Consider the following 20,823-nt stretch of genomic DNA (forward strand, 5'->3'; position numbering starts at 1 on the left):
TAAAATCTAAATTCTAAATTTTCATTTCGCAACTTAAGGCATTTATTGTAAATTTAACATTGCAATTAACCCAAACCCAAACTATCATGGAAATCGTAGACATTAACCCTAAACAAAGACCAGGACTATTAACTGCCTTGTGCATTCTTACCTTTATTGGAAGTGGATTCGGTGTTTTAAAAAATATCCTTGGGATGATTATGTCTCCTCTCCAAAATCTGCTCGATCCTGAGTTCTTTGAAAACGCATTGGACGATGTTCATGATGAGTATGCCCGAAAATTTGTAGAACAGGCAGTGGCAATGGGACAAAAAGCACTTCAACATATTTTTGAAATTTCACTGACTCAATTCATATTGTATGCGGCAAGCTTAACAGGTGCCATTCTAATGTTTCAATTAAAAAAGACAGGGTTTTACATCTATTCGGCAGCTCAGGTGTTGCTTCTCTTTGTAGCTCCTGTGTTTATTGGATTTAACTTATTTGTTAATATTGGAATCTTATTTGGAAGTATATTCACCATACTATTTATTGCCCTTTATGCTATCAACCTTAATAAAATGAATTAATTAATAATTATTATCCCTAAAAAACCAAACTATTATGGAAGAAAATGTAACAACTATCGAAGCCCCTAAAAAAAGACCAACTTTCTTAACCGTTCTTTGTATACTCTCATTTATTGGTAGTGGTGGATTTGGTTTATTAAACTCTTTATACACCTACGTAACTTTTGAAAGTTCTTACCCAGCTAAAATTGAACAAGCAACTGAAGGGCTTGAAAAAATGAAAGAAGCTGGAATGGAATCTGGATTTTTTTACAGTATGACAGAAAATGGTATTATACAACTAAACGCATTGTCTGAAAATCTGGAATTGATAACTGGAGTAAATTGTTTATTTGCAATACTAAGTTTGGTAGGAATATTTATGATGTTTAAATTGAAAAAGAACGGTTTCTATCTGTACCTAATTGCTAATCTTTTCTGGCTATTAGTTCCTCTTGCTTTAATTGATTTTGATGCAATGTTATCTATGACAATTATAGGTGCAATTATAACTACCGTATTTGTAATTATGTACGCCGTAAACCTTAAACATATGGAATAATAAATCCATTACGGTTTTATAGACAAGCCACTCATTTCGAGTGGCTTTTTTAATACTTTTTAAAATTATTTAACTCGGAATAAAATCACTCTTTTTGTAAATTTACAGTGATATTGGAAACTAAACTTTACTTAAAATGAGAACTAAATATGTATTTTTTGTTTTGATCTTACTGTTTTCCCTTTCCGGATTTTCTCAAAACAATAATAAAAAAACAAAACCCAACGAGGACATTAAAGTCAATAAGGAATTTGATAAAGATGGAAACCTGATTCGATATGATTCCACCTATGTTTATACTTGGTCATCGGATAGCTGCCACCAGATTACTCCCGACTCTGCCTTTCATAATTTTTCGGACATCCATGAGATGAGAAAAAAGATGCAGGAACAATTGGAGCATTTTTTTAATCAGGACAGTTCGGGAAACAACCAGTTTCTCCATCCATTTTTCAACGAAGATTTCTTTAATAATGATTTTTTCTCCCGTGATTCCAGTCACAATGATATTCTTCAAAAAATGGAGAAAATGATGGAAGAGCACATGAATTTTTCTAAGGGACACAATGATAAGATGCATCGAAATCTTGACTCATTACACAATGATTTTATGAAAAAGCAAAAAAGATATTTTCAACAAAGAGATTCTATATATTGGAAGCATCAGAATGATGAAAGTAAATCTATCGATTTGTAAACCTTGCAGCAAGAACAGTTCCTTTACAGGAAAATACTTAATCGGCAGTAATATCTAACAAGTGCTGCCGATAAGCAGAAAACAATTTGGATTTTGAAACAAATCCTACGTATTTGCCCTGATCCAAAACCGGTAAATTCCAGACTCCTGTTTCCTTAAATTTGGCCAACACTTTTTCCATTGAGTCTGTAAAAGCAATTGAAGCGGGTGGCATAATCATAAAATTACTAATTGGCATAGAATACAATTCGCTGTTGAACATGATTTCACGAACTTCATCGAGCAAAATGATCCCAATTAAATAACCTTCTTCGGTAAGCACTGGAAATATATTCCTCTTCGATTTGGATATAACTTTCACCAGATCACCTAAATTCCCATCTTCCGAAATGCTTATTAAATCTGTTTCAATCACTTTCGACAGTTTCATAAAACGTAAAACAGCCAGATCCTTATTGTGAGTAATCAACTCTCCCCTCTTAGCCAACTGAGCAGTAATAATTGACTCTTTTTGCAAACTTTTTACGGTAATAAAAGAAATAGTAGTTGACAGCATCAGTGGAACAATGAGCTCATATCCACTCGTTATTTCTGCTATCAAAAAGATTCCGGTTAGTGGTGCATGTAAAACGCCGCCAAGAACACTTGCCATACCAACCAATGTGAAATTACTCTCTGAGAGTGGCTCCCCCAACTCGAAATGATTGTATACAAATACAAACAAAAAACCCAGCATCGCTCCTGTAAACACCGAAGGAGCAAAAATCCCGCCTATTCCACCTGCACCTAAAGTAATTGAGGCAGCAATCACTTTAAAAAAAACCAAAGCTCCAATAAAAATGACTACCATATACCAAACATCAGTATAATCTTCAAATAAACTTGAACGAAAAACCTCTGCAAGATTTCCACCCACCAATGCTTTTACTGTGTTATAACCTTCTCCATATAAAGCGGGAAAATAAAATATGAGTATTCCTAAAGAAAGTCCTCCAATCAGCATTTTGTTTCTCAGAAACTTAAATTGTTCAAATCGTTTTTCAATCCAAAGAAATGTTTTGGTGAAATAAACAGAAACAAGTCCTGAGAGAATGCCCAGTAAAATAAAAAAGGGAATATCCCGTATCACAAAAGGATGAATGATAGCAAACTCAATCAATATATCCTCATCCAAAAAAAGCTTTGTTGTTATTGCCCCGCTAACCGAGGCCATTAGTAAGGGTATTAAGGAAAACCGAGACAAATCGATTAACAATACCTCCAAAGCAAATACAATGGCTGCAATAGGAGTATTAAAAATAGCAGCAATTGCTCCCGATGCACCACAAGCCAACATCAGGGTAATTTCTTTGTAGTCTAAATGAAAATTACGCCCCATATTCGATCCGATAGCCGCTCCCGAAGAAATGATTGGAGACTCGAGACCGATACTACCTCCAAATCCTGCAGTGATAATGGCTCCTATAACGGATGAATAGGTTTTGTGCAATTTAACAATACTATTTCTTTTTGATATTGCATGTAATAGTGATGTGAGATTGTGTTTTGCAAGATCGCGAAGAATGTATTTTCTGAATACCAAAGTAAGGCCAACCCCAATCATCGGGTACAGAAAAAACAAATAATTCTGATAACTCCAATTGATTCCTTCCAGCAAAAACTCACGTCCGCGATAGACTGCTGTTTTCAATACAAGTGCAGTCATTCCGGAAGCAATACCGATAAGTACGCTCAGAATTAAAATAAAACTCCGATTGTTGATGTGACGCAGTCTCCATATTAGAAATCGACGCCATCGCGTGTTTCCGATCATGAAATTCAATTGGTTTAGTCCTAATTTAATAAATTGAATCTTAATATCAGTTATTTACAAAAAAAAGAAAAGTCCATTTCGCAATTGCAAAATGGACTTTAACGAATCTAATAACCATTCGTAAATATCTATTCATCCGAGAAATGCACCAAAACTCTTCTGTAGACATTGAATATTTTCGCTTTTGAGACAAACCCCAAATATTTTTCATCCTGTACAACCGGAAGGTTCCAAGCTCCTGTTTCTTCAAATTTTCGCATCACCTTATCCATAGGTGCATCAACATCCAAAATTGCAGGTGGCATAATCATTAAACTCCACACGTATGTATCATCGTACATCTCAGGACTAAACATGATGTCTCTGATATCATCCAACAACACTATTCCCAACAATTTCTCATCCTCATCAACTACAGGGAAAATATTTCGTTGTGAATGCGAAATAATCTTCACTAATTCTCCTAAAGTTGCGTTCGGATTCACTCGTTTCAAATCCGTCTCGATCACTTTACCCATTTTCATAAGTGTAAGAACCGCTTTGTCCTTATTATGAGTAATCAGCTCGCCGCGTTTTGCCAATCGTTTGGTGTAAATTGAATGTGGCTCAAAATACATGATTGTAAGATAGGCTATGGTTGCTGTAATCATGATTGGTACAAACAATGCGTAGCCACCGGTGATTTCAACAATAAGGAATATTGCTGTAAGAGGCGCGTGCATAACACCTGCCATCATCCCTGCCATCCCGATAAGGGTAAAATTGCTTTCGGAAAGCTTAATAAAATTAAATCCGTTAATTACCCGGGCCACAAAAAATCCGGCAACAGCTCCCAAAAATAAAGAAGGTGCAAAAATACCTCCAACCCCTCCACTACCAGTAGTAACAGTTGAGGCAATCACCTTAAAACCAATAACCAGCACCACATATCCTAACAACAGCCAATAATTGTCTTTCAGAAAATAGAATATACTATTATTTACTAAATCAGTATGATTGCCATTCAGCAACGATTGAATGGTGTTATAACCTTCTCCATAAAGCGGAGGAAATAAGAAAATCATTATCCCCAGCAAAATACCTCCAACAACCATTTTTCGATAACAGTTGGTAATCTTTCCAAATATAGATTCCAGATACATTGAAAAGCGGGTAAAATAAAGAGAAACCAAACCTGCGAAAACACCTAAAATGATATAGTAAGGAATATTATTAATCACAAAAGGAGTTGTAACATCGTAGCTTAACAAGACAGCTTTCCCCATAAAAAAATAGGTAACACTGGCTCCGGTAATCGATGAAATTAAAAGAGGAATTAAAGAAGCCATGGTTAAATCGAGCATGAGAACTTCCAATGTGAAAATCATTCCTGCCATAGGAGCTTTAAAAATACCACCAATTGCACCTGCTGCACCACATCCAATCATTAAAGTTACAATTTTGTAATTCATGTGGAATAAGCGAGCCAGATTCGAACCAATGGATGCTCCTGTAAGTACTACCGGTGCCTCAGCTCCAACCGATCCACCAAAACCAATTGTTAAAGTACTGGCGATAATTGAAGAGTAGTTGTTATGAGATTTTATCTGAGAATTCTTCTTCGAAATTGCGTACAGGATCCGCGACACACCATGACCAATATTATCCTTAACAAAGAACTTCACGAACAAAACTGTCAATAAAATTCCAATTGCCGGATAAGCCAAATACAGTAGATTGGCAGAATCAACATGCAATCGATGCGTTAAAAAATGGTGTGTAAAATGAATTGCATTCTTTAACAGAAGCGCGGCCAAACCACTTACAAGACCCACTAAAAAACTTAAAAGTAGAACGAACTGTCGTTCCTTGATGTTCTTCACTCTCCAAATTAAAAACCGGGAAAGCAAGCTTTTATTCTTCATTTCTAAAAAATCAACGTTTATGTCTAACGACATTATTAATACGTATTGGTCGGATGGCTGAAGAAGTCAGGCGACCCTATAGAGAATTACATAAAAAAATCCAGCGATTTTATTAATCTTATGTATCCCATTGATTATCTGAACTTATTAGACTATACATTTATATAACAGCTCTTCAAATGGAGTGCAAAAGTAACAGATAATTAGTAAGGAGAAAACCTTTTGACAGGAAATTTTATAAACTTTTCCCAATGCAAATTAAATCACTGACAATCAGCACAAACAAAGCAAACGTTTGTTATATCACAGTATAAGAAACAATCTTAATTTTCGATCTTATTAATCTTCTGAAAAATGTTTTAACATACGACGGTAAGTAGAAAAAATTTGTGCCCTCGATACGCATCCACAATACTTACCTTCATTAAGAACAACTAAGTTAAATTTATCGGAATACTGATACTTACTGGCCACATCAGCCATCGACTCGTCGTGCTGAATAACAACCTCAGGAACAACCATCAAATCCCGAACAAATACTTCATCATACTTCTCCGGCTGAAACATGATCTCCCGGATATCATCCAGTTTTACAATGCCTTGAAAATTATTAGCTTCATCAATTACAATAAATATGTTTCGATGTGCTTTAGCAATAATTTTCACCAATTCACCTAATGTGGAATCTGAATTTACGGTACTAAAGTCTTTCTCTATTAATCTGGTAACACGCATCAACGACAGCACATTTTGGTCTTTATCATGTGTCATTAACTCCTTGCGTCTGGCTAACTGTATTGTATAAACAGAATGTGTTTCGAAGGTTTTTACGGTAGCATATGAAACCGTAGCTGTAATCATCAGAGGAACAAACAATTGATATCCTCCTGATATATCGGCAATCAAAAATAATCCGGTTAGCGGCGCATGCAATACTCCCGCAATCATTCCTGCCATACCAATAAGAGCAAAATTATTAACCTCTAAATTCCGTAGTCCCAGATGCTGCACAAGTTTAGCAAACAAAACTCCTGCATTAACACCCATGAACAGTGTTGGTGCGAAAATACCACCTATACCACCTGCTCCAAAAGTAATTGAAGAGGCAATTACTTTAAAAAATATCACCATGACCAACAAAACAATAATCATCCAAAAACTATCCTGAAAAGAATAGAAAAATGAATTATTATACAAATAAGAGTAATTTCCAGACAGAGAGGAATTTATCGCATCGTAACCTTCACCAAATAAAGAAGGAAAAAAGAAGATAATAACTCCAAGTGATAATCCTCCAAAAATTAATCTCTTATAAATCGAATCAATCTTCTCAAAAATACCATGTATAAACATGTAACACTTTGTAAAATAAGTAGCAATCAGACCGGTGAAAATCCCCAAAACAATGTAGTAAGGTAAATCCGACATAATGAACCCGTTTTGCACCTTAAAAGGGTACAAAACATCCATTCCCAGAAAGAAATAAGAGGTAATAATAGCTGATGCAGATGCTAACAAAAGCGGAACTAAAGACCACATGGTAAGATCAAGCATAATTACTTCCAAAGCAAAAACAATTGCGGCAATCGGCGCTTTAAAAATGGCAGCCATTGCTCCCGCACAGGCACACCCCAAAAGCAATGTAATATGCTTGTAATTTAAGTGGAATAAGCGACCAATATTTGAACCAAGAGCAGCTCCGGTCGCCACGCTTGGTCCTTCCAAACCAACAGAACCACCAAATCCAACTGTTAGAGCCGATGTTACAACTGATGAGAACATATTGTGGCGGCTAATTTGAGCATTGGATTTTGAAATGCCATACAGTACATTAGGTATACCATGCCGAACCGGACGTCTGATTACATATTTTATAAATAAAACGGCCATTAAAATTCCAATAGTGGGATAAATAACGTACAGAATATTTTCATATTCCGGTGAAGAATTACGGTGAAGAAGAGAACTAATAAAATGCACAGAATTTTTAATAATTACTGCTGCTATTCCCGATGTTACACCAATAATAATGGCTAACATTGAAATAAACTGACGATTATTTATGTGCTTTAAACGCCAAACCAAAAAACGACCTAATAATGATTTTTTTTTCACTCTAAAATTTAAATAAAACCAATCTCATGATTCCAACGCAACCAATTGCCAATCATTCACCAAATTCCTTCATTCGAAGCTTAAAATAAAGAATATCTTCCTTAAGATACAAGAAGCAACTCCCTAATCGAAAAAATAATCCAATGCAATCTGATATATATAATAGATCTAAAGAACATCTGTCAGATCACATTACTACGTTCAAAAGAGTAACAAGTTGAATAGGTATGCTTAAAATCATACTTCCACGTCTTATTCTTATCAAGAATTTTTCTAAATTTGCATTATCACCGATTCATATTAACAGACACAAGCATACAATCTTTGTTCTTGTGTCTTTTTTTGATTGAATAACATTAGATTCTAAAGAAAATGACAAATCGAATAACATCTCTTTTCAATATTAAATACCCAATTATTCAAGGGGGAATGGTTTGGTGCTCAGGCTGGAAGTTGGCAACGGCTGTTAGTAATGCCGGAGGATTAGGTTTAATTGGCGCCGGATCGATGCACCCTGATACATTTCAGGAGCATATTCAAAAAGCAAAAACTGCAACCAACAAACCATTTGGTGTTAATGTTCCATTACTTTATCCTGAAATGGATAAGATCATGAACATCATCGTAAAAGAAGGTGTTAAAATTGTATTTACATCGGCAGGAAGCCCTAAAAAATGGACTCCATTTTTAAAAGAACATGATATTACGGTGGTGCATGTTGTATCAAGTGCTCTTTTTGCAAAAAAATGCGAAGAAGCTGGTGTTGATGCAGTTGTTGCTGAAGGTTTTGAAGCGGGAGGACATAACGGAAGAGAGGAAACAACTACAATGACATTAATTCCTTCAGTTCGAAAAGCCATTCAATTGCCTTTGATTGCGGCTGGTGGAATTGGATCCGGAGAAAGCATGTTATCTGCAATGATATTGGGAGCTGATGGCGTTCAAATGGGAACCCGTTTTGCCATTTCTGAAGAATCATCGGCTCACGAAAATTTCAAAAAATCGGTACTGGAACTAGGTGAAGGCGGAACAAAACTGGCTTTGAAAAAGTTAGCCCCTACTCGTTTGGTTAAAAATAATTTTTTCAATCAAGTGAATGAAGCGGAATGCAGAGGTGCATCTCCAGAAGAAATGAAGGAAATTTTAGGAAAAGGTCGTGCAAAAAGCGGCATGTTTGAAGGAAATTTGGATGAAGGAGAATTGGAGATTGGGCAGATTTCAGCACTAATCACTAAAATCCAAACCGTTTCTGAAATTATATCCCAAATAGAACAGGAATATCAAGAGAGTCTGGCTCAATTACAATCCAATAAATATAAATTTTAAAGCGTATCCATTCTTAAATTACACAGAAGAAACTATGATTGAATTTGATAAATTTACACTTAAGAATGGCTTGCGGGTAATTGTGCATCGCGATGAAACCACTCCAATGGCTGCCGTAAACATATTATACAATATTGGAGCAAAAGATGAAAATCCTGAAAGAACCGGATTTGCACACCTTTTTGAACACCTCATGTTTGGAGGATCGATAAATATTCCAAATTACGACGAACCCCTGCAAATGGTAGGAGGCGACAACAATGCTTGGACCAATAATGACATCACCAATTACTATCTTACTGTTCCAAAAGCTAATTTAGAAACCGCTTTTTGGTTGGAATCCGACAGAATGCTGAGTCTTGCTTTCAGCGAAAAAAGTCTGGAAGTACAGCGAAGTGTAGTCATTGAAGAATTTAAACAACGATATTTCAATCAGCCTTACGGCGATGTTTGGTTACACCTTCGCCCTTTGGCCTATAAAGAACATCCATACCAATGGCCAACAATTGGAAAATCTATCGATCACATTGAAAAAGCTACTTTAGAAGAAGTTAAAGATTTCTTTTTTCACCATTATGCACCCAATAATGCAATTATGGTTGTTGCAGGAAATGTGGATACTCAACAAGTTAAAGAACTATCGGAAAAATGGTTTGGACCAATTGAACGAAGAGAAATTCAAGAAAGAAATCTTCCTGTTGAACCAACTCAAAATGAATTCCGGAGCAAACGAATAGATAGTAACGTACCGTTCGATGCAATCTATATGGCCTTTCATATGGGAAAAAGAATGGACGAAGATTTTTATATTATAGATTTGGTTTCGGATGTTTTGTCTAACGGACAATCGTCACGTATTTTTCAATCTTTGGTAAAAGAAAAGAATTTATTCTCTTCGATCGACGCTTATATTACAGGTGAATTTGAACCTGGATTGTTTCTGATAACAGGAAAACTGGTTGAAGGTGTAGCCATGGAAACAGCAGAAGCTGCCATTTGGGAAGAACTGAATAAAATGGCCACAACAAAAGTTGATGAGTACGAACTTCAGAAAGTGAAAAATAAGGTGGAGTCAAGCTTAGTGTTTTCAGAAATCAGCTATTTAAACAAGGCTATGAACCTGGCTACACATGAATTATTAGGTGATGCCGACGACATTAATAAAGAAGTGGAAAAATATCAGAAAGTAAGTGTTGCTGACATTTTAAACAGTTCCGCTAAAATTTTCAGAAAAGAAAATTGCTCTACACTTTATTACTACTCAAAAAAATAGGAATGAAAAATTTATACAGAAACACAGCTCCCGAATTCAAAACAGTAGATAGTGTTGAAATTCTGCCCTCACTAAAACATTCGTTGAGCAACAACATTCCCGTTCACATCATTAATGGTGGTAGTCAGGATGTTGTAAAAATTGAATTTATTTTTAATGCTGGAATCTGGCAACAGAAAAAACCGTTAATTGCTACTTTAACCAACACAATGCTTAACGAGGGAACCTCCTCTTTATCAGCATCTGAAATTGCAGAGAAATTTGATTTCCTTGGGGCTCACATTGGGTTTTCAGCGAGCAAACATGATGCAAGTGTTACGCTGTACAGCCTTAAAAAACATTTTTCAGAGACTCTTGCATTAATTGCAGATCTAATCAAGAATTCCATTTTTCCCGAGAAAGAATTCAAAACAATTTTAACCAATAAGAAACAGCAATATCAAATTGATCATCAAAAAACAAATGTTTTAGCTAAAGAAAAATTCACAGAGATGATTTATGGAAAAAATCATCCTTATGCAAACATCTATGATAGCAGTGAATTTGACAATTGCAGTCTGCAGGATGTTAAAGAATTTTACAAAGAACATTACACGCCCAACAACTGCCATATTATAATAGCTGGTAAGGTGGATGATAATGTGCTATCTGAGGTTGAAGATTTATTTGGTATAAATAAATGGACAAATCAAAGTCCGTCAATTGATTTCGACCATAAAATAATAAGTTCAAAAGAAAAGTCAGCCTTCGTATGTAAAGATGATGCTGTTCAATCAACAATCCGAATTGGCCGCAAATTATTCACAAAAACTCACCCCGATCATACGGGAATGCAACTTTTAAATTTAATATTAGGGGGCTATTTCGGATCACGGCTGATGCAAAACATCAGAGAAGAAAAAGGATATACCTACGGAATCAACTCTATCCTGATCTCTCATCTAAAAGATGGCCATTTTACGATTGTTACTGAAGTTGGTGCTGAGGTTTGTAAGGCTGCAGTTCAAGAAATATTCATCGAAATTAAGCGGTTAAGGGAAGAATTGGTCCCCGAAGATGAGTTGACATTAGTGAAAAATTATATTTCAGGTGAATTACTTCGAAATTTAGACAGTCCTTTTGCCTTGTCGGATGGATTAAAAGGAAATCTACCTTTTGGATTAGACAATACCTATTTTGCACAATTTATTAAGGATTTAAAAGCTGTTACTGCAAAAAAAATAATGGAATTGGCGAATGAGTATTTACAGCTTGATGATCTTTACCTTATAGTCTGTGGACCGAAGGAATGCGAAGAAGCCGTTGCCTTTTCAAATTAATTCCTTTTTTACCAAACTGGATGATATTTCAGTTTAATGTATGGTAATTTGTTGTGAAAATTCGCATATTAATGATTACCTGTTAAAAAAAGGTAAACATGTACTACATTTAGTATCTTAAAATTATAAGATTTTGCTACTTTTAATCGTAGCAACAATATATACAGAACAAAGGGGTTTTTATGAGTAGTGAAACCGAAAAAGACAAACAACTAATACTTGACGCCTACGAGGAACTTTTGAAACATTGCAAAAGGAGTCGTGAGCCGGAAAGTAAACAAATGATAGACAAGGCTTTTCATTTTGCATGGGAAGCTCATAGAGAGGTGCGTCGCAAATCAGGAGAGCCTTATGTTTTGCATCCAATTGCTGTAGCTCAAATTGCAGCAAAAGAAATGGGGCTGGGAACAAAATCTATTGTAGCTTCCTTACTGCATGATGTTGTTGAAGATACCGAATACACCCTTGAAGATATCCAAAATCATTTTGGTGAAAAAGTTGCCCAAATTGTTGATGGTCTGACTAAAATTTCGGACGTATTTGATCAACAAACTTCAATGCAGGCAGAGAATTTCAGAAAAATGCTGTTAACCCTATCCGATGATCTTAGGGTGATTCTGATAAAAATGGCCGACAGACTGCACAACATGCGCACCTTGAGCTCTATGCCATTGCGCAAACAAATGAAAATTGCCGGCGAAACACTTTTTCTTTTTGCTCCCTTAGCACATCGAATGGGATTGTATGCTATTAAATCTGAATTGGAAGATTTAAGTCTGAGATATGAACACCCGGATGACTTTGACAACATTTCCAAAAAGATAATAGAACAAGAAGAAAAACAACAAAAAATAATACAGAGCATAATTGCTCCGATTAAGGAGAAACTTAAAGAAGCAAATATTCAATGCTCCATTAAAAACCGACCAAGGTCAATTTTCTCTATTTGGAATAAAATTGAAACTCAAAATACCAGTATTGAAGAAATTTACGATCTCATTTCCGTCAGGGTCGTTTTTACACCCAAGGAAGGTGTTTCTGAGAAAAACCAATGTTGGAATATCTATTCCCTTATTACTGATATTTACAAACCAAAACCAGAACGTATCAGGGATTGGGTTAGTACACCGAAAGCCAACGGGTATCAGGCGCTGCACGTAACAGCCATGGGACCTCAGGGAAGGTGGGTCGAATTTCAGATAAGAACAGAGAAAATGGATGACATTGCAGAAAAAGGTTTTGCAGTTCATTCTAAATACAATACCAGTGGAAGTGGAGAGTCTGAATTAGATAAGTGGCTGAACGATGTTCGTGAAATCTTAGATAATCCTGAAGCTGACGCTATGGCTTTCCTCGACGAATTTAAATTGAATTTATTTTCAAAGGAAATTCAGGTTTTTACACCTAAAGGACACATTCGCACTTTACCCAAAAAAGCCACGACTCTTGATTTTGCCTACGACATCCATACAGATATCGGAAATCATTGTATTGGAGCTAAAGTAAATCATCGGCTGGTGCCATTAAGCCATGAATTAAAAAGTGGTGATCAAGTGGAAATTCTAACTTCTGAAAAACAGGTCCCCAAATATGAATGGATTGAATTTGTAATCACTGCCCGGGCAAAGTCTAAAATTAAATCTGCCTTTAAAAAAGAAAGAAAAGAATACACTTTAAAAGGTTCCAGAATGATAGAAGATCAATTATCTGACAGCGGTCTTCTCCTAAATGCAAAAGCATTTCGAAAAATGCTGGAGCACTACAAACTTTCGAATAAAGAAGAATTATTTTATAAAGTTGGTATAGGAAACATCAACATCAACGAAATTGATGGTGTTGTTCGAAAAAAATCAAAAAGTAAATTCATTAAGTACTGGAAACTTCAGTTTTTTGGCAATTCAGAGGAAAATGAGGACGAAGAAATCCTTGAAACTCCTAATGCAAAACCTGAACTTGATAAAAAGAAAACTCTTATGCTTACAGAATTGGCAGCTAATGAGAGTTATAAAATTGCAGCCTGCTGCAAACCAATACCTGGAGACGAAGTTCTTGGCTATCTGGATATGGCTAATAATGTAACCATACACAAAAGGAAATGCCCCAACGCATTAAAATTAATGTCAAGTCAGGGCGATCGGATTCTTGCTGCAGATTGGACCAGTCATAGGTTAATGTCTTTTCTCGCCATTATTGAATTGACAGGAATTGATAAAATTGGCATTGTTAATGAAGTTACCAATGTTATCTCAAAAGATCATGATGTAAATATGCGATCGCTGCACTTTGAAAGCCATGATGGTGTGTTTGAGGGCTTAATCCACCTCTATGTTCACAATACTGAAGATCTTAACAATTTAATTATGAAACTTATCAAGATCAAAGGTCTTGATAATGTGAAACGTATCGAAAATATTGAAGAATACAGCTAAATTAAAATTTATTCTAAATAAGCTTCCAGTTCTAAAAAAAATCACTATTTTAGACCCATTATTTTAAATTAGATTAGATAACACCTAGGTTATTTTTTGATATGAGCAACGAAGACACTAAAGAAATTGTTAAGAAGATGTTTACAGAATATCTTCAGAAAAAGGGACATCGAAAGACTCCGGAAAGATACGCAATACTAGATGAGATATATTCCCGGGAAGGTCACTTCGATATTGAATCTCTTTATATCTTTATGAAAAATAAAAACTATCGTGTCAGCAGAGCAACACTTTACAATACTATAGATCTTCTTTTAGATTGTAAATTGGTAGTTAAGCATCAATTTGGTAAAAATATCGCTCAGTTCGAAAAAGCATATGACAGCAACAAACACGATCATTTGATTTGTACCCGTTGTGGAAAAGTTCTTGAATTTTGCGACACCCGTTTAGAAGATGTTCGTAAAAATGTTTCTGATGATATGGACTTCAAAGTTTCTCATCATTCCTTATATATCTACGGAATTTGCCAGGAATGTCGAAAATTAGAAAACAACTAAGTTTATCAACAATCAATATCTTTCAAAAACCTCTTTAAATAAGAGGTTTTTTTATCCCCAAAAATGACTTATCAACAAGACCTGTTTTCAACTGCCCGAAATAAAAATATTTATTACCTTTGACTGTTAAAACTTGCAAGCATTCTTCAAGATTTAACAGCGTACCCGAACCAATTTTATAAATCCAATCGTAAAATTGGTTTGGATAATTACTTGTTAAGATTTACTATCAAATTATTAGACAGATGAAAGTTGATGTACTTTTAGGCCTCCAATGGGGAGATGAAGGTAAAGGAAAAGTTGTGGATGTACTAACCCCAAAGTACAATTTTATCACCCGTTTTCAGGGTGGCCCCAACGCAGGACACACTTTGGAATTTAATGAAATAAAGCACGTTCTGCATACAATTCCTTCCGGTATCTTCCGCGATGATAAGATTAACGTTATTGGAAATGGTGTTGTTATCGACCCGGTAATTTTCAAGAAAGAAATTGAAGGAATAAAAAAACTTGGAATCAATCTATCCAAAACCTTATTTATTTCGAAGAAGGCTCATTTAATTTTACCTTCTCACAGAATTCTTGATGCGGCATCTGAAGCGGCTAAAGGGAAATCAAAAATTGGATCAACCCTTAAAGGAATTGGACCAACCTATATGGATAAAACCGGAAGAAACGGTTTGCGTGTAGGAGATATCAAATTAAACTTCAAAGAAAAATACGACTCGTTAGTTGACAAGCACCGTTTAATGCTTGACAAACTTTATGAGTTTGATTACGACATTTCTGAATACGAAACCGAATGGTTTGAAGGCATTAAAGTTTTAGCTGAATTTCAGTTAATCGACAGTGAACAATTTCTTAATGATGCTCTTAAAGATGGCAAATCAATTCTTGCTGAAGGTGCACAGGGAACTATGCTGGATGTTGACTTTGGCTCCTATCCATTTGTAACTTCATCGAACACTGTTTGTGCAGGAGCTTGTACTGGTTTAGGTATTGCACCGAATCGAATTGGCAGAGTTATTGGTATCTTCAAAGCATATTGCACAAGAGTTGGTATGGGACCATTTCCAACTGAGCTTTTTGATGCTGATGGAGATTTGCTAAGAGCTAAAGGAAATGAATTTGGATCGACAACCGGTCGTGCCCGAAGATGCGGTTGGTTAGATTTGGTTGCTCTTAAGTATTCGATCATGATTAACGGCGTTACTGAATTAACCATGATGAAATCGGATGTAATGGACGATTTTGACACCATTAAAATTTGTACATCTTACCTTGTAAATGGTGAAGAAGTTGAGCATGTTCCTTACGAAATGACTGACGATATCAAACCTGTTTACACAGAGTTTAAAGGTTGGAAAACTGATATGACTGCTGTTACTCATGAGAATGAGTTCCCTGAAGAATTTAATGCTTACATTAATTTTATTGAGGAAGAAACCGGAGTACCTGTTAAAATTGTTTCTGTTGGTCCAAACAGAGCTCAAACTATTGAAAGAATGCTTGATTAATCAGGCACAACAATAAAAGTCTGTTAAGACTCACAAAAAAAACCTGTTTGAAAATCAAACAGGTTTTTTTAATTCTGTAAAAACATTATTTACTTACATTTTTGATTGATCCTAAATCAGGAAAAAATTCAATGCTGTAATTTTCATTCAGCAACACTTCAGCAGGCATATTCGCAATTTTTCCAAACTGTGCAATCGGCATTCTATTCTGAAATAAAATTTCTCTCCCATTAGAAATAGATACATCAGCCATTCCCGGAATTCTGTAAAATATTTGCTTCTGAGGAACAAGTCCAACTGTTGGAATAATTGCCAACTCTCTTGTTATCTCTAAATTTTTAAAATCAACACGAATTGGTTTCCCACCCAAATCATTCACTCCAACCGGGCCAGCTTGCGGAGACATTCGAAAAATTACGCCGCCATTTTCACCATTTTTAGGAGTGTATAAAAACTGAAAATTCTCTGTAAATCCAACTCTTTTGCCAACAAACAGAGATAAGTAATCATTTTCTAATTTTTCCAATTCTTTAATAATGATCTCATAAGCCTTTCCATCCGGAGGCAATACCTCATAATTTGCAGTTAATATTTTAAATCTTCTTTTTCTTAACTTAAATATCTGATGAGCCGCTTCTTCCGCTTTCTCCTCCAAAGATTTTACCAAGGCCTGCTTTTCCAGAACCGGAACTTTTACAAAAGCTGTATCCGTTTCCACCACTTTAAAAATGGTATCCTCTTTATATTTTATTATTGGATCGATTGAAAATTTCCCGTATTCTATATCAATCTTATCATCGGTAATGAAAACCGATTCTTTTTCTTCTTTCAATATCATTTTCTTCTCCAAATTAAAACCTCTGATTAATCCGGTAGGAGTCAACGAAATTAAACTAGGTTCATAATCCACGGAAGTGGTAATTTTATGATATTCTTCCGGATCTACCTCACCATGAGAAGAAACATCTATTGATTTTAGTTCCCACTCCACTCCATCGGCAGAAACAACATCCGAAATATTCAGATATTTCTTTGCATATTCGGCAAAAGGACCTCTTTTCAAAATCGTTTTTTCTGCAATCACATTAAGTTTTAAAACGGTTTGAGGCAATGCATACACTACTGTATTAGGAGTATCAAGCGTTTTTCTCTTTTGAGCACCGGCATACCACTGACAAGAAGTTACAACAAGTAATACCAATAAAGTTCTTAGAATCATTCGGTTCATTATAATCTGAATTTTTTGTTTAAAATCGGCTAATAAAACTAACGGTAATTATTACCTAACTAATATACAAAGCTCACTATTTTTTTAAATGTAACCATGCTTTCGGTAAATAGTCAATTATATCGCTGGCAGTAAGTGCTTCTACACCGACATCTACAGAAGCTAAATCGCCCGCTAAACCATGCAGATACGCTCCAATTATTGCCGCGATATGTGATGAATAGCCCTGCGATAACAAAGATAATATTATTCCAGTTAACACATCACCACTGCCAGCTGTTGCCATTCCCGGATTACCTGTAGGATTAAAATAACAAGTTCCTTCCGGACAGCAAATAGCTGTATATGCTCCTTTTAGCATCAGGCTTAGTCCATGTTTTTTTGCAAACTCCCGCTGCATGCAATTGCGGGTATAACTATCACCGCTTTTCCCAACCAAACGTTCAAACTCCTTAACATGCGGAGTAAAAATACTCCCCATTGGCAGTTCTTCTTTTAGTTCAGGATGCTCTCCTATGATATTAATTGCATCGGCATCTATTACCATCGGAACTTTTACTTCCTTTAAAAGATCAATCATTGCCTTAAAAGAATTTTGCTTTTTATCTATTCCCGGACCGATAGCAACCGCCTTAAATTGGCTCAAATCGGGATATTCTGTAAAAATAATATCCGAACGATCAATACTAACCATAGCTTCAGGTACGGCTGTTTGCATAATTTGATATCCCAAACGCGGAATATGGGTAGTTAACAGACCAATTCCCGAACGCAGACTTGCACGGGAAGCCAGTATTGCAGCGCCCATTTTCCCATAACTGCCACTTATAAGCAAGCCATGACCGTAGGTTCCCTTATGATCAAATTTTTTCCTGGGCATCAATAAAGACTTCACAAACTCTCTAGTTAATAACTTGTAGGCAGTGGGCTCTGTTTGAATTATTTCGGGATGCAACCCAATTGACAAAACTTCCCATTCACCAACATATTCAGCATTTTCGGGAAAAAGAAATGCCAATTTGGGAAATTGCAAACTTAAAGTATAATCTGCCCGAACAATTCCTCTCAAATTATTTTTAGAGTTATCCTCTCCCATCAAACCCGATGGAATATCAATGGCAATAACTTTTGCATCACTGGCATTTATTGCTTTCACAACATCCAACGACAATTCTTCCAGAGGCCTTGACAAACCCGAGCCAAAAATTGCATCAACAACTATATCATCCTTAAAAAGCCATGGCATCGATTCAATCGAAGTCATTTCATACAAATCCAATGTATTCAAATTTCTTATCCGCTCCAGATTCGCCTCAGCTTCATCCGATATCTTATCGGTTATTCGAAGCACAAATACTTCAACAGCATAATTCTTATCAGCCAACATGCGTGCCAAGGCTAATCCATCTCCTCCATTATTTCCCGGACCAACAAAAACCTTGCAACTTTGAGGAGCAGGAAAATGTGAAATAACCCACTTAAAAATTTGCCCCGCGGCTCGTTCCATTAAATCGATGGAAGATATTGGTTCGTGCTCTATGGTGTAGGCATCAATCTCAGCAATTTGTCTGGCAGTAAATATTTTCATTGTTATCGAGTTTTGAATCGTTAAATGATTAGGCTCTACAAAAGTTAATAAACAAAACATCACAATCTTATAATACCTAAATAGTTCAAGTATCTAATTTAGGCTTGCTATCGCAATATTTTTTTTTGTTTAAATTCCTTATGTATTGAATGCCTTTATCAAAGATACTAAACTTTCAATAATTGAATATGCTTACGAAAACGTTTTAAATAGATTCATTCTGGTAACAAATCGTCACTGCCTTCTGTTTTTTTCTATATATTTGTCAATCTTAAAACTAAAACTTTACTTTTAATTAAAAACTAACATTTATGTTTAAAGGACATCCTAAAGGACTAATTCCAGCTGCTATAGCAAACATGGGAGAACGATTTGGTTTCTACACCATGATGGCTATTCTGGTATTATTCCTACAAGCCAAATTTAATTTAGATGGAGCTAATGCTGGTATTATTTACTCTATTTTCTATTTTTCAATTTACATTTTAGCATTAGTTGGAGGAATTATCGCTGATAAAATAAATAACTTTAAAGGCACTATTCTAACCGGTTTAATTATGATGGGTGCAGGTTACTTTATTTTAGCAGTACCTACTCCTACGCCGGTATCAAGCGTTCCATTTTTCTTAACTGTTTCACTAATTGGATTATTTGTAATTGCTTTTGGTAATGGTCTTTTTAAAGGAAACCTTCAAGCCTTAGTTGGTCAGATGTATGATGACCCTAAGTATGGTGCCTTAAGGGATTCAGGTTTCTCTCTTTTTTATGCATTTATTAATATAGGTGCTATTTTTGCTCCGATTGTTGCAATTGGAATGCGTAATTGGTGGTTGGGAAAAAATCAATTACAATATGATGCAAGTTTACCCGAATATTGTCATAGTTTCATTAATGGTGACATTTCGGAGGCTTCTATGCATACATTTCAAGAGTATGCTGATAAAGCAAGTGGAGTACATGTAGCTAATTTAGCTGAATTTGCAGATAGGTACTTAAACGTATTTAATACTGGCTTCCATTACGCATTTGGTACAGCAATTGTGGCTATGGCTATTTCATTATTCATATTTATCAAAAACAAAAAACAGTTTCCAAATCCAAAAGGAACAGAGGCTCTTGCTGCAGGCTCTGGATACACTAAAGAAGAAGTGAAGATGGAAGCTAAAGAAATTAAGCAACGTATGTATGCTTTATTAGCCGTATTTTCAGTTGTTATCTTCTTTTGGTTCTCTTTCCATCAAAATGGTTTAACATTAACGTTATTTGCTAAAGATTATACAGTACTTAAGATTGGAACCTGGCATTTCTCAGTAGAGCTGTTCCAATCCATGAACCCATTCTTTGTGGTATTCTTAACTCCTGTTGTAGTAGGTATCTTTGGATGGTTAAGAGCTAGAAACATGGAGCCATCTACTCCAAAAAAGATTGCTATCGGTATGGGTATAGCTTGTTTAGGTTTTGTTGTAATGATGTTAGGTTCTTTCGGTTTACCATTATGGGAAACAATTACCCCTTCGGCAGGTGGCACTCCGCTTATGGATTCTGAGCGTGTTGCTCCATATTTACTATTGGGAACTTATTTTATCTTAACAGTTGCTGAGCTATTTATTAGCCCAATGGGTATTTCATTTGTATCTAAAGTTGCTCCTCCTCAATATCAAGGTCTAATGCAAGGCGGATGGCTAGGTGCTACGGCATTAGGAAATGGACTATTATGGATTGGTGCTGTCTTATATCAAACAATACCTGTTTGGATGACTTGGAGTATTTTTGTTGTCGCTACAGCAATCTCCATGTTTACAGTCATATTCATGGTAAAATGGTTAGAAAGAGTTTCTGAATAAACAAATCAAAATATATTATATAAAACCGCCTCAAATTGAGGCGGTTTTTATATTAAAAAAATGTGGGAGCCAATACTAAACTTAGATGACATTAAAACCA

The 20,823-nt window shown here is 35.6% G+C and carries 15 protein-coding genes; 10 read left to right on the top strand and 5 right to left on the bottom strand.

Annotated elements, in window-relative coordinates:
* The first annotated feature begins 86 nt into the window (after window positions 1–86).
* From GQR60_RS06980 to GQR60_RS06990, 3 genes are all read left to right on the top strand, one after another.
* Window positions 87–569, top strand: a complete 483-nt coding sequence (locus tag GQR60_RS06980) for a hypothetical protein (protein WP_124992244.1) — start codon at window positions 87–89, stop codon at window positions 567–569.
* Window positions 570–603: 34 nt separating this feature from the next.
* Window positions 604–1,110 carry a hypothetical protein gene (locus GQR60_RS06985; RefSeq protein WP_124992245.1) on the top strand — a complete coding sequence of 169 codons (507 nt, stop codon included), beginning with the start codon at window positions 604–606 and terminating at the stop codon, window positions 1,108–1,110.
* A 136-nt stretch (window positions 1,111–1,246) separates the two neighbouring features.
* Window positions 1,247–1,807 (top strand): hypothetical protein, encoded by a 561-nt coding sequence (locus tag GQR60_RS06990; RefSeq protein WP_124992246.1) that lies wholly within the window; start codon window positions 1,247–1,249, stop codon window positions 1,805–1,807.
* A gap of 37 nt (window positions 1,808–1,844) precedes the next feature.
* Here GQR60_RS06990 and GQR60_RS06995 read toward each other — a convergent pair whose 3' ends face one another.
* The 3 genes from GQR60_RS06995 to GQR60_RS07005 form a co-directional block, all read right to left on the bottom strand.
* Window positions 1,845–3,620: a chloride channel protein gene (locus GQR60_RS06995; protein ID WP_124992247.1), complete on the bottom strand. Its 1,776-nt coding sequence runs from the start codon at window positions 3,618–3,620 to the stop codon at window positions 1,845–1,847.
* Between the two features lie 128 nt (window positions 3,621–3,748).
* Window positions 3,749–5,557, bottom strand: coding sequence for a chloride channel protein (locus tag GQR60_RS07000; protein ID WP_124992248.1), 1,809 nt, complete (start codon window positions 5,555–5,557; stop codon window positions 3,749–3,751).
* A 306-nt stretch (window positions 5,558–5,863) separates the two neighbouring features.
* Window positions 5,864–7,639, bottom strand: coding sequence for a chloride channel protein (locus tag GQR60_RS07005; protein ID WP_306598143.1), 1,776 nt, complete (start codon window positions 7,637–7,639; stop codon window positions 5,864–5,866).
* Between the two features lie 372 nt (window positions 7,640–8,011).
* On the opposite strand from GQR60_RS07005, the gene GQR60_RS07010 reads away from it, so the two are divergent.
* The 6 genes from GQR60_RS07010 to GQR60_RS07035 all read left to right on the top strand — a co-directional run bounded on the left by GQR60_RS07010 (window position 8,012) and on the right by GQR60_RS07035 (window position 16,063).
* The gene (locus GQR60_RS07010; protein WP_124992249.1) at window positions 8,012–8,965 is read left to right on the top strand and encodes an NAD(P)H-dependent flavin oxidoreductase; all 954 of its coding nucleotides are present in this window, start codon (window positions 8,012–8,014) and stop codon (window positions 8,963–8,965) included.
* 34 nt (window positions 8,966–8,999) lie between these two features.
* A complete protein-coding gene (locus GQR60_RS07015) occupies window positions 9,000–10,238 on the top strand; it encodes a M16 family metallopeptidase (protein WP_124992250.1) in 1,239 nt (412 codons plus the stop codon).
* Between the two features lie 2 nt (window positions 10,239–10,240).
* Window positions 10,241–11,557 carry a M16 family metallopeptidase gene (locus tag GQR60_RS07020; protein ID WP_124992251.1) on the top strand — a complete coding sequence of 439 codons (1,317 nt, stop codon included), beginning with the start codon at window positions 10,241–10,243 and terminating at the stop codon, window positions 11,555–11,557.
* A 182-nt stretch (window positions 11,558–11,739) separates the two neighbouring features.
* Window positions 11,740–13,986 (top strand): RelA/SpoT family protein, encoded by a 2,247-nt coding sequence (locus GQR60_RS07025; protein ID WP_124992252.1) that lies wholly within the window; start codon window positions 11,740–11,742, stop codon window positions 13,984–13,986.
* Window positions 13,987–14,087: 101 nt separating this feature from the next.
* Window positions 14,088–14,546 (top strand): Fur family transcriptional regulator, encoded by a 459-nt coding sequence (locus GQR60_RS07030; protein WP_101259429.1) that lies wholly within the window; start codon window positions 14,088–14,090, stop codon window positions 14,544–14,546.
* A gap of 245 nt (window positions 14,547–14,791) precedes the next feature.
* A complete protein-coding gene (locus tag GQR60_RS07035) occupies window positions 14,792–16,063 on the top strand; it encodes an adenylosuccinate synthase (RefSeq protein ID WP_124992253.1) in 1,272 nt (423 codons plus the stop codon).
* 85 nt (window positions 16,064–16,148) lie between these two features.
* Here GQR60_RS07035 and GQR60_RS07040 read toward each other — a convergent pair whose 3' ends face one another.
* Entirely contained in the window at window positions 16,149–17,291 is a 1,143-nt protein-coding gene (locus GQR60_RS07040; RefSeq protein WP_124992254.1) for a DUF4831 family protein, read from the bottom strand.
* Window positions 17,292–17,367: 76 nt separating this feature from the next.
* The gene (locus tag GQR60_RS07045) at window positions 17,368–18,879 is read right to left on the bottom strand and encodes an NAD(P)H-hydrate dehydratase (RefSeq protein WP_124992255.1); all 1,512 of its coding nucleotides are present in this window, start codon (window positions 18,877–18,879) and stop codon (window positions 17,368–17,370) included.
* Window positions 18,880–19,190: 311 nt separating this feature from the next.
* Between GQR60_RS07045 and GQR60_RS07050 the strand changes: the two genes are divergently transcribed.
* Window positions 19,191–20,723 carry a peptide MFS transporter gene (locus GQR60_RS07050; protein ID WP_124992256.1) on the top strand — a complete coding sequence of 511 codons (1,533 nt, stop codon included), beginning with the start codon at window positions 19,191–19,193 and terminating at the stop codon, window positions 20,721–20,723.
* Window positions 20,724–20,823: the final 100 nt, after the last annotated feature.

Origin of the sequence: Labilibaculum euxinicum, from assembly GCF_009795715.1 — a bacterium.
GTDB lineage: Bacteria > Bacteroidota > Bacteroidia > Bacteroidales > Marinifilaceae > Labilibaculum > Labilibaculum euxinus.

Coding starts and splice junctions, on each gene's coding strand:
- GQR60_RS06980 (WP_124992244.1), top strand. CDS start 87: ATGGAAATCGTAGACATTAACCCTAAACAAAGACCAGGACTATTAACT.
- GQR60_RS06985 (WP_124992245.1), top strand. CDS start 604: ATGGAAGAAAATGTAACAACTATCGAAGCCCCTAAAAAAAGACCAACT.
- GQR60_RS06990 (WP_124992246.1), top strand. CDS start 1,247: ATGAGAACTAAATATGTATTTTTTGTTTTGATCTTACTGTTTTCCCTT.
- GQR60_RS06995 (WP_124992247.1), bottom strand. CDS start 3,620: ATGATCGGAAACACGCGATGGCGTCGATTTCTAATATGGAGACTGCGT.
- GQR60_RS07000 (WP_124992248.1), bottom strand. CDS start 5,557: ATGTCGTTAGACATAAACGTTGATTTTTTAGAAATGAAGAATAAAAGC.
- GQR60_RS07010 (WP_124992249.1), top strand. CDS start 8,012: ATGACAAATCGAATAACATCTCTTTTCAATATTAAATACCCAATTATT.
- GQR60_RS07015 (WP_124992250.1), top strand. CDS start 9,000: ATGATTGAATTTGATAAATTTACACTTAAGAATGGCTTGCGGGTAATT.
- GQR60_RS07020 (WP_124992251.1), top strand. CDS start 10,241: ATGAAAAATTTATACAGAAACACAGCTCCCGAATTCAAAACAGTAGAT.
- GQR60_RS07025 (WP_124992252.1), top strand. CDS start 11,740: ATGAGTAGTGAAACCGAAAAAGACAAACAACTAATACTTGACGCCTAC.
- GQR60_RS07030 (WP_101259429.1), top strand. CDS start 14,088: ATGAGCAACGAAGACACTAAAGAAATTGTTAAGAAGATGTTTACAGAA.
- GQR60_RS07035 (WP_124992253.1), top strand. CDS start 14,792: ATGAAAGTTGATGTACTTTTAGGCCTCCAATGGGGAGATGAAGGTAAA.
- GQR60_RS07040 (WP_124992254.1), bottom strand. CDS start 17,291: ATGAACCGAATGATTCTAAGAACTTTATTGGTATTACTTGTTGTAACT.
- GQR60_RS07045 (WP_124992255.1), bottom strand. CDS start 18,879: ATGAAAATATTTACTGCCAGACAAATTGCTGAGATTGATGCCTACACC.
- GQR60_RS07050 (WP_124992256.1), top strand. CDS start 19,191: ATGTTTAAAGGACATCCTAAAGGACTAATTCCAGCTGCTATAGCAAAC.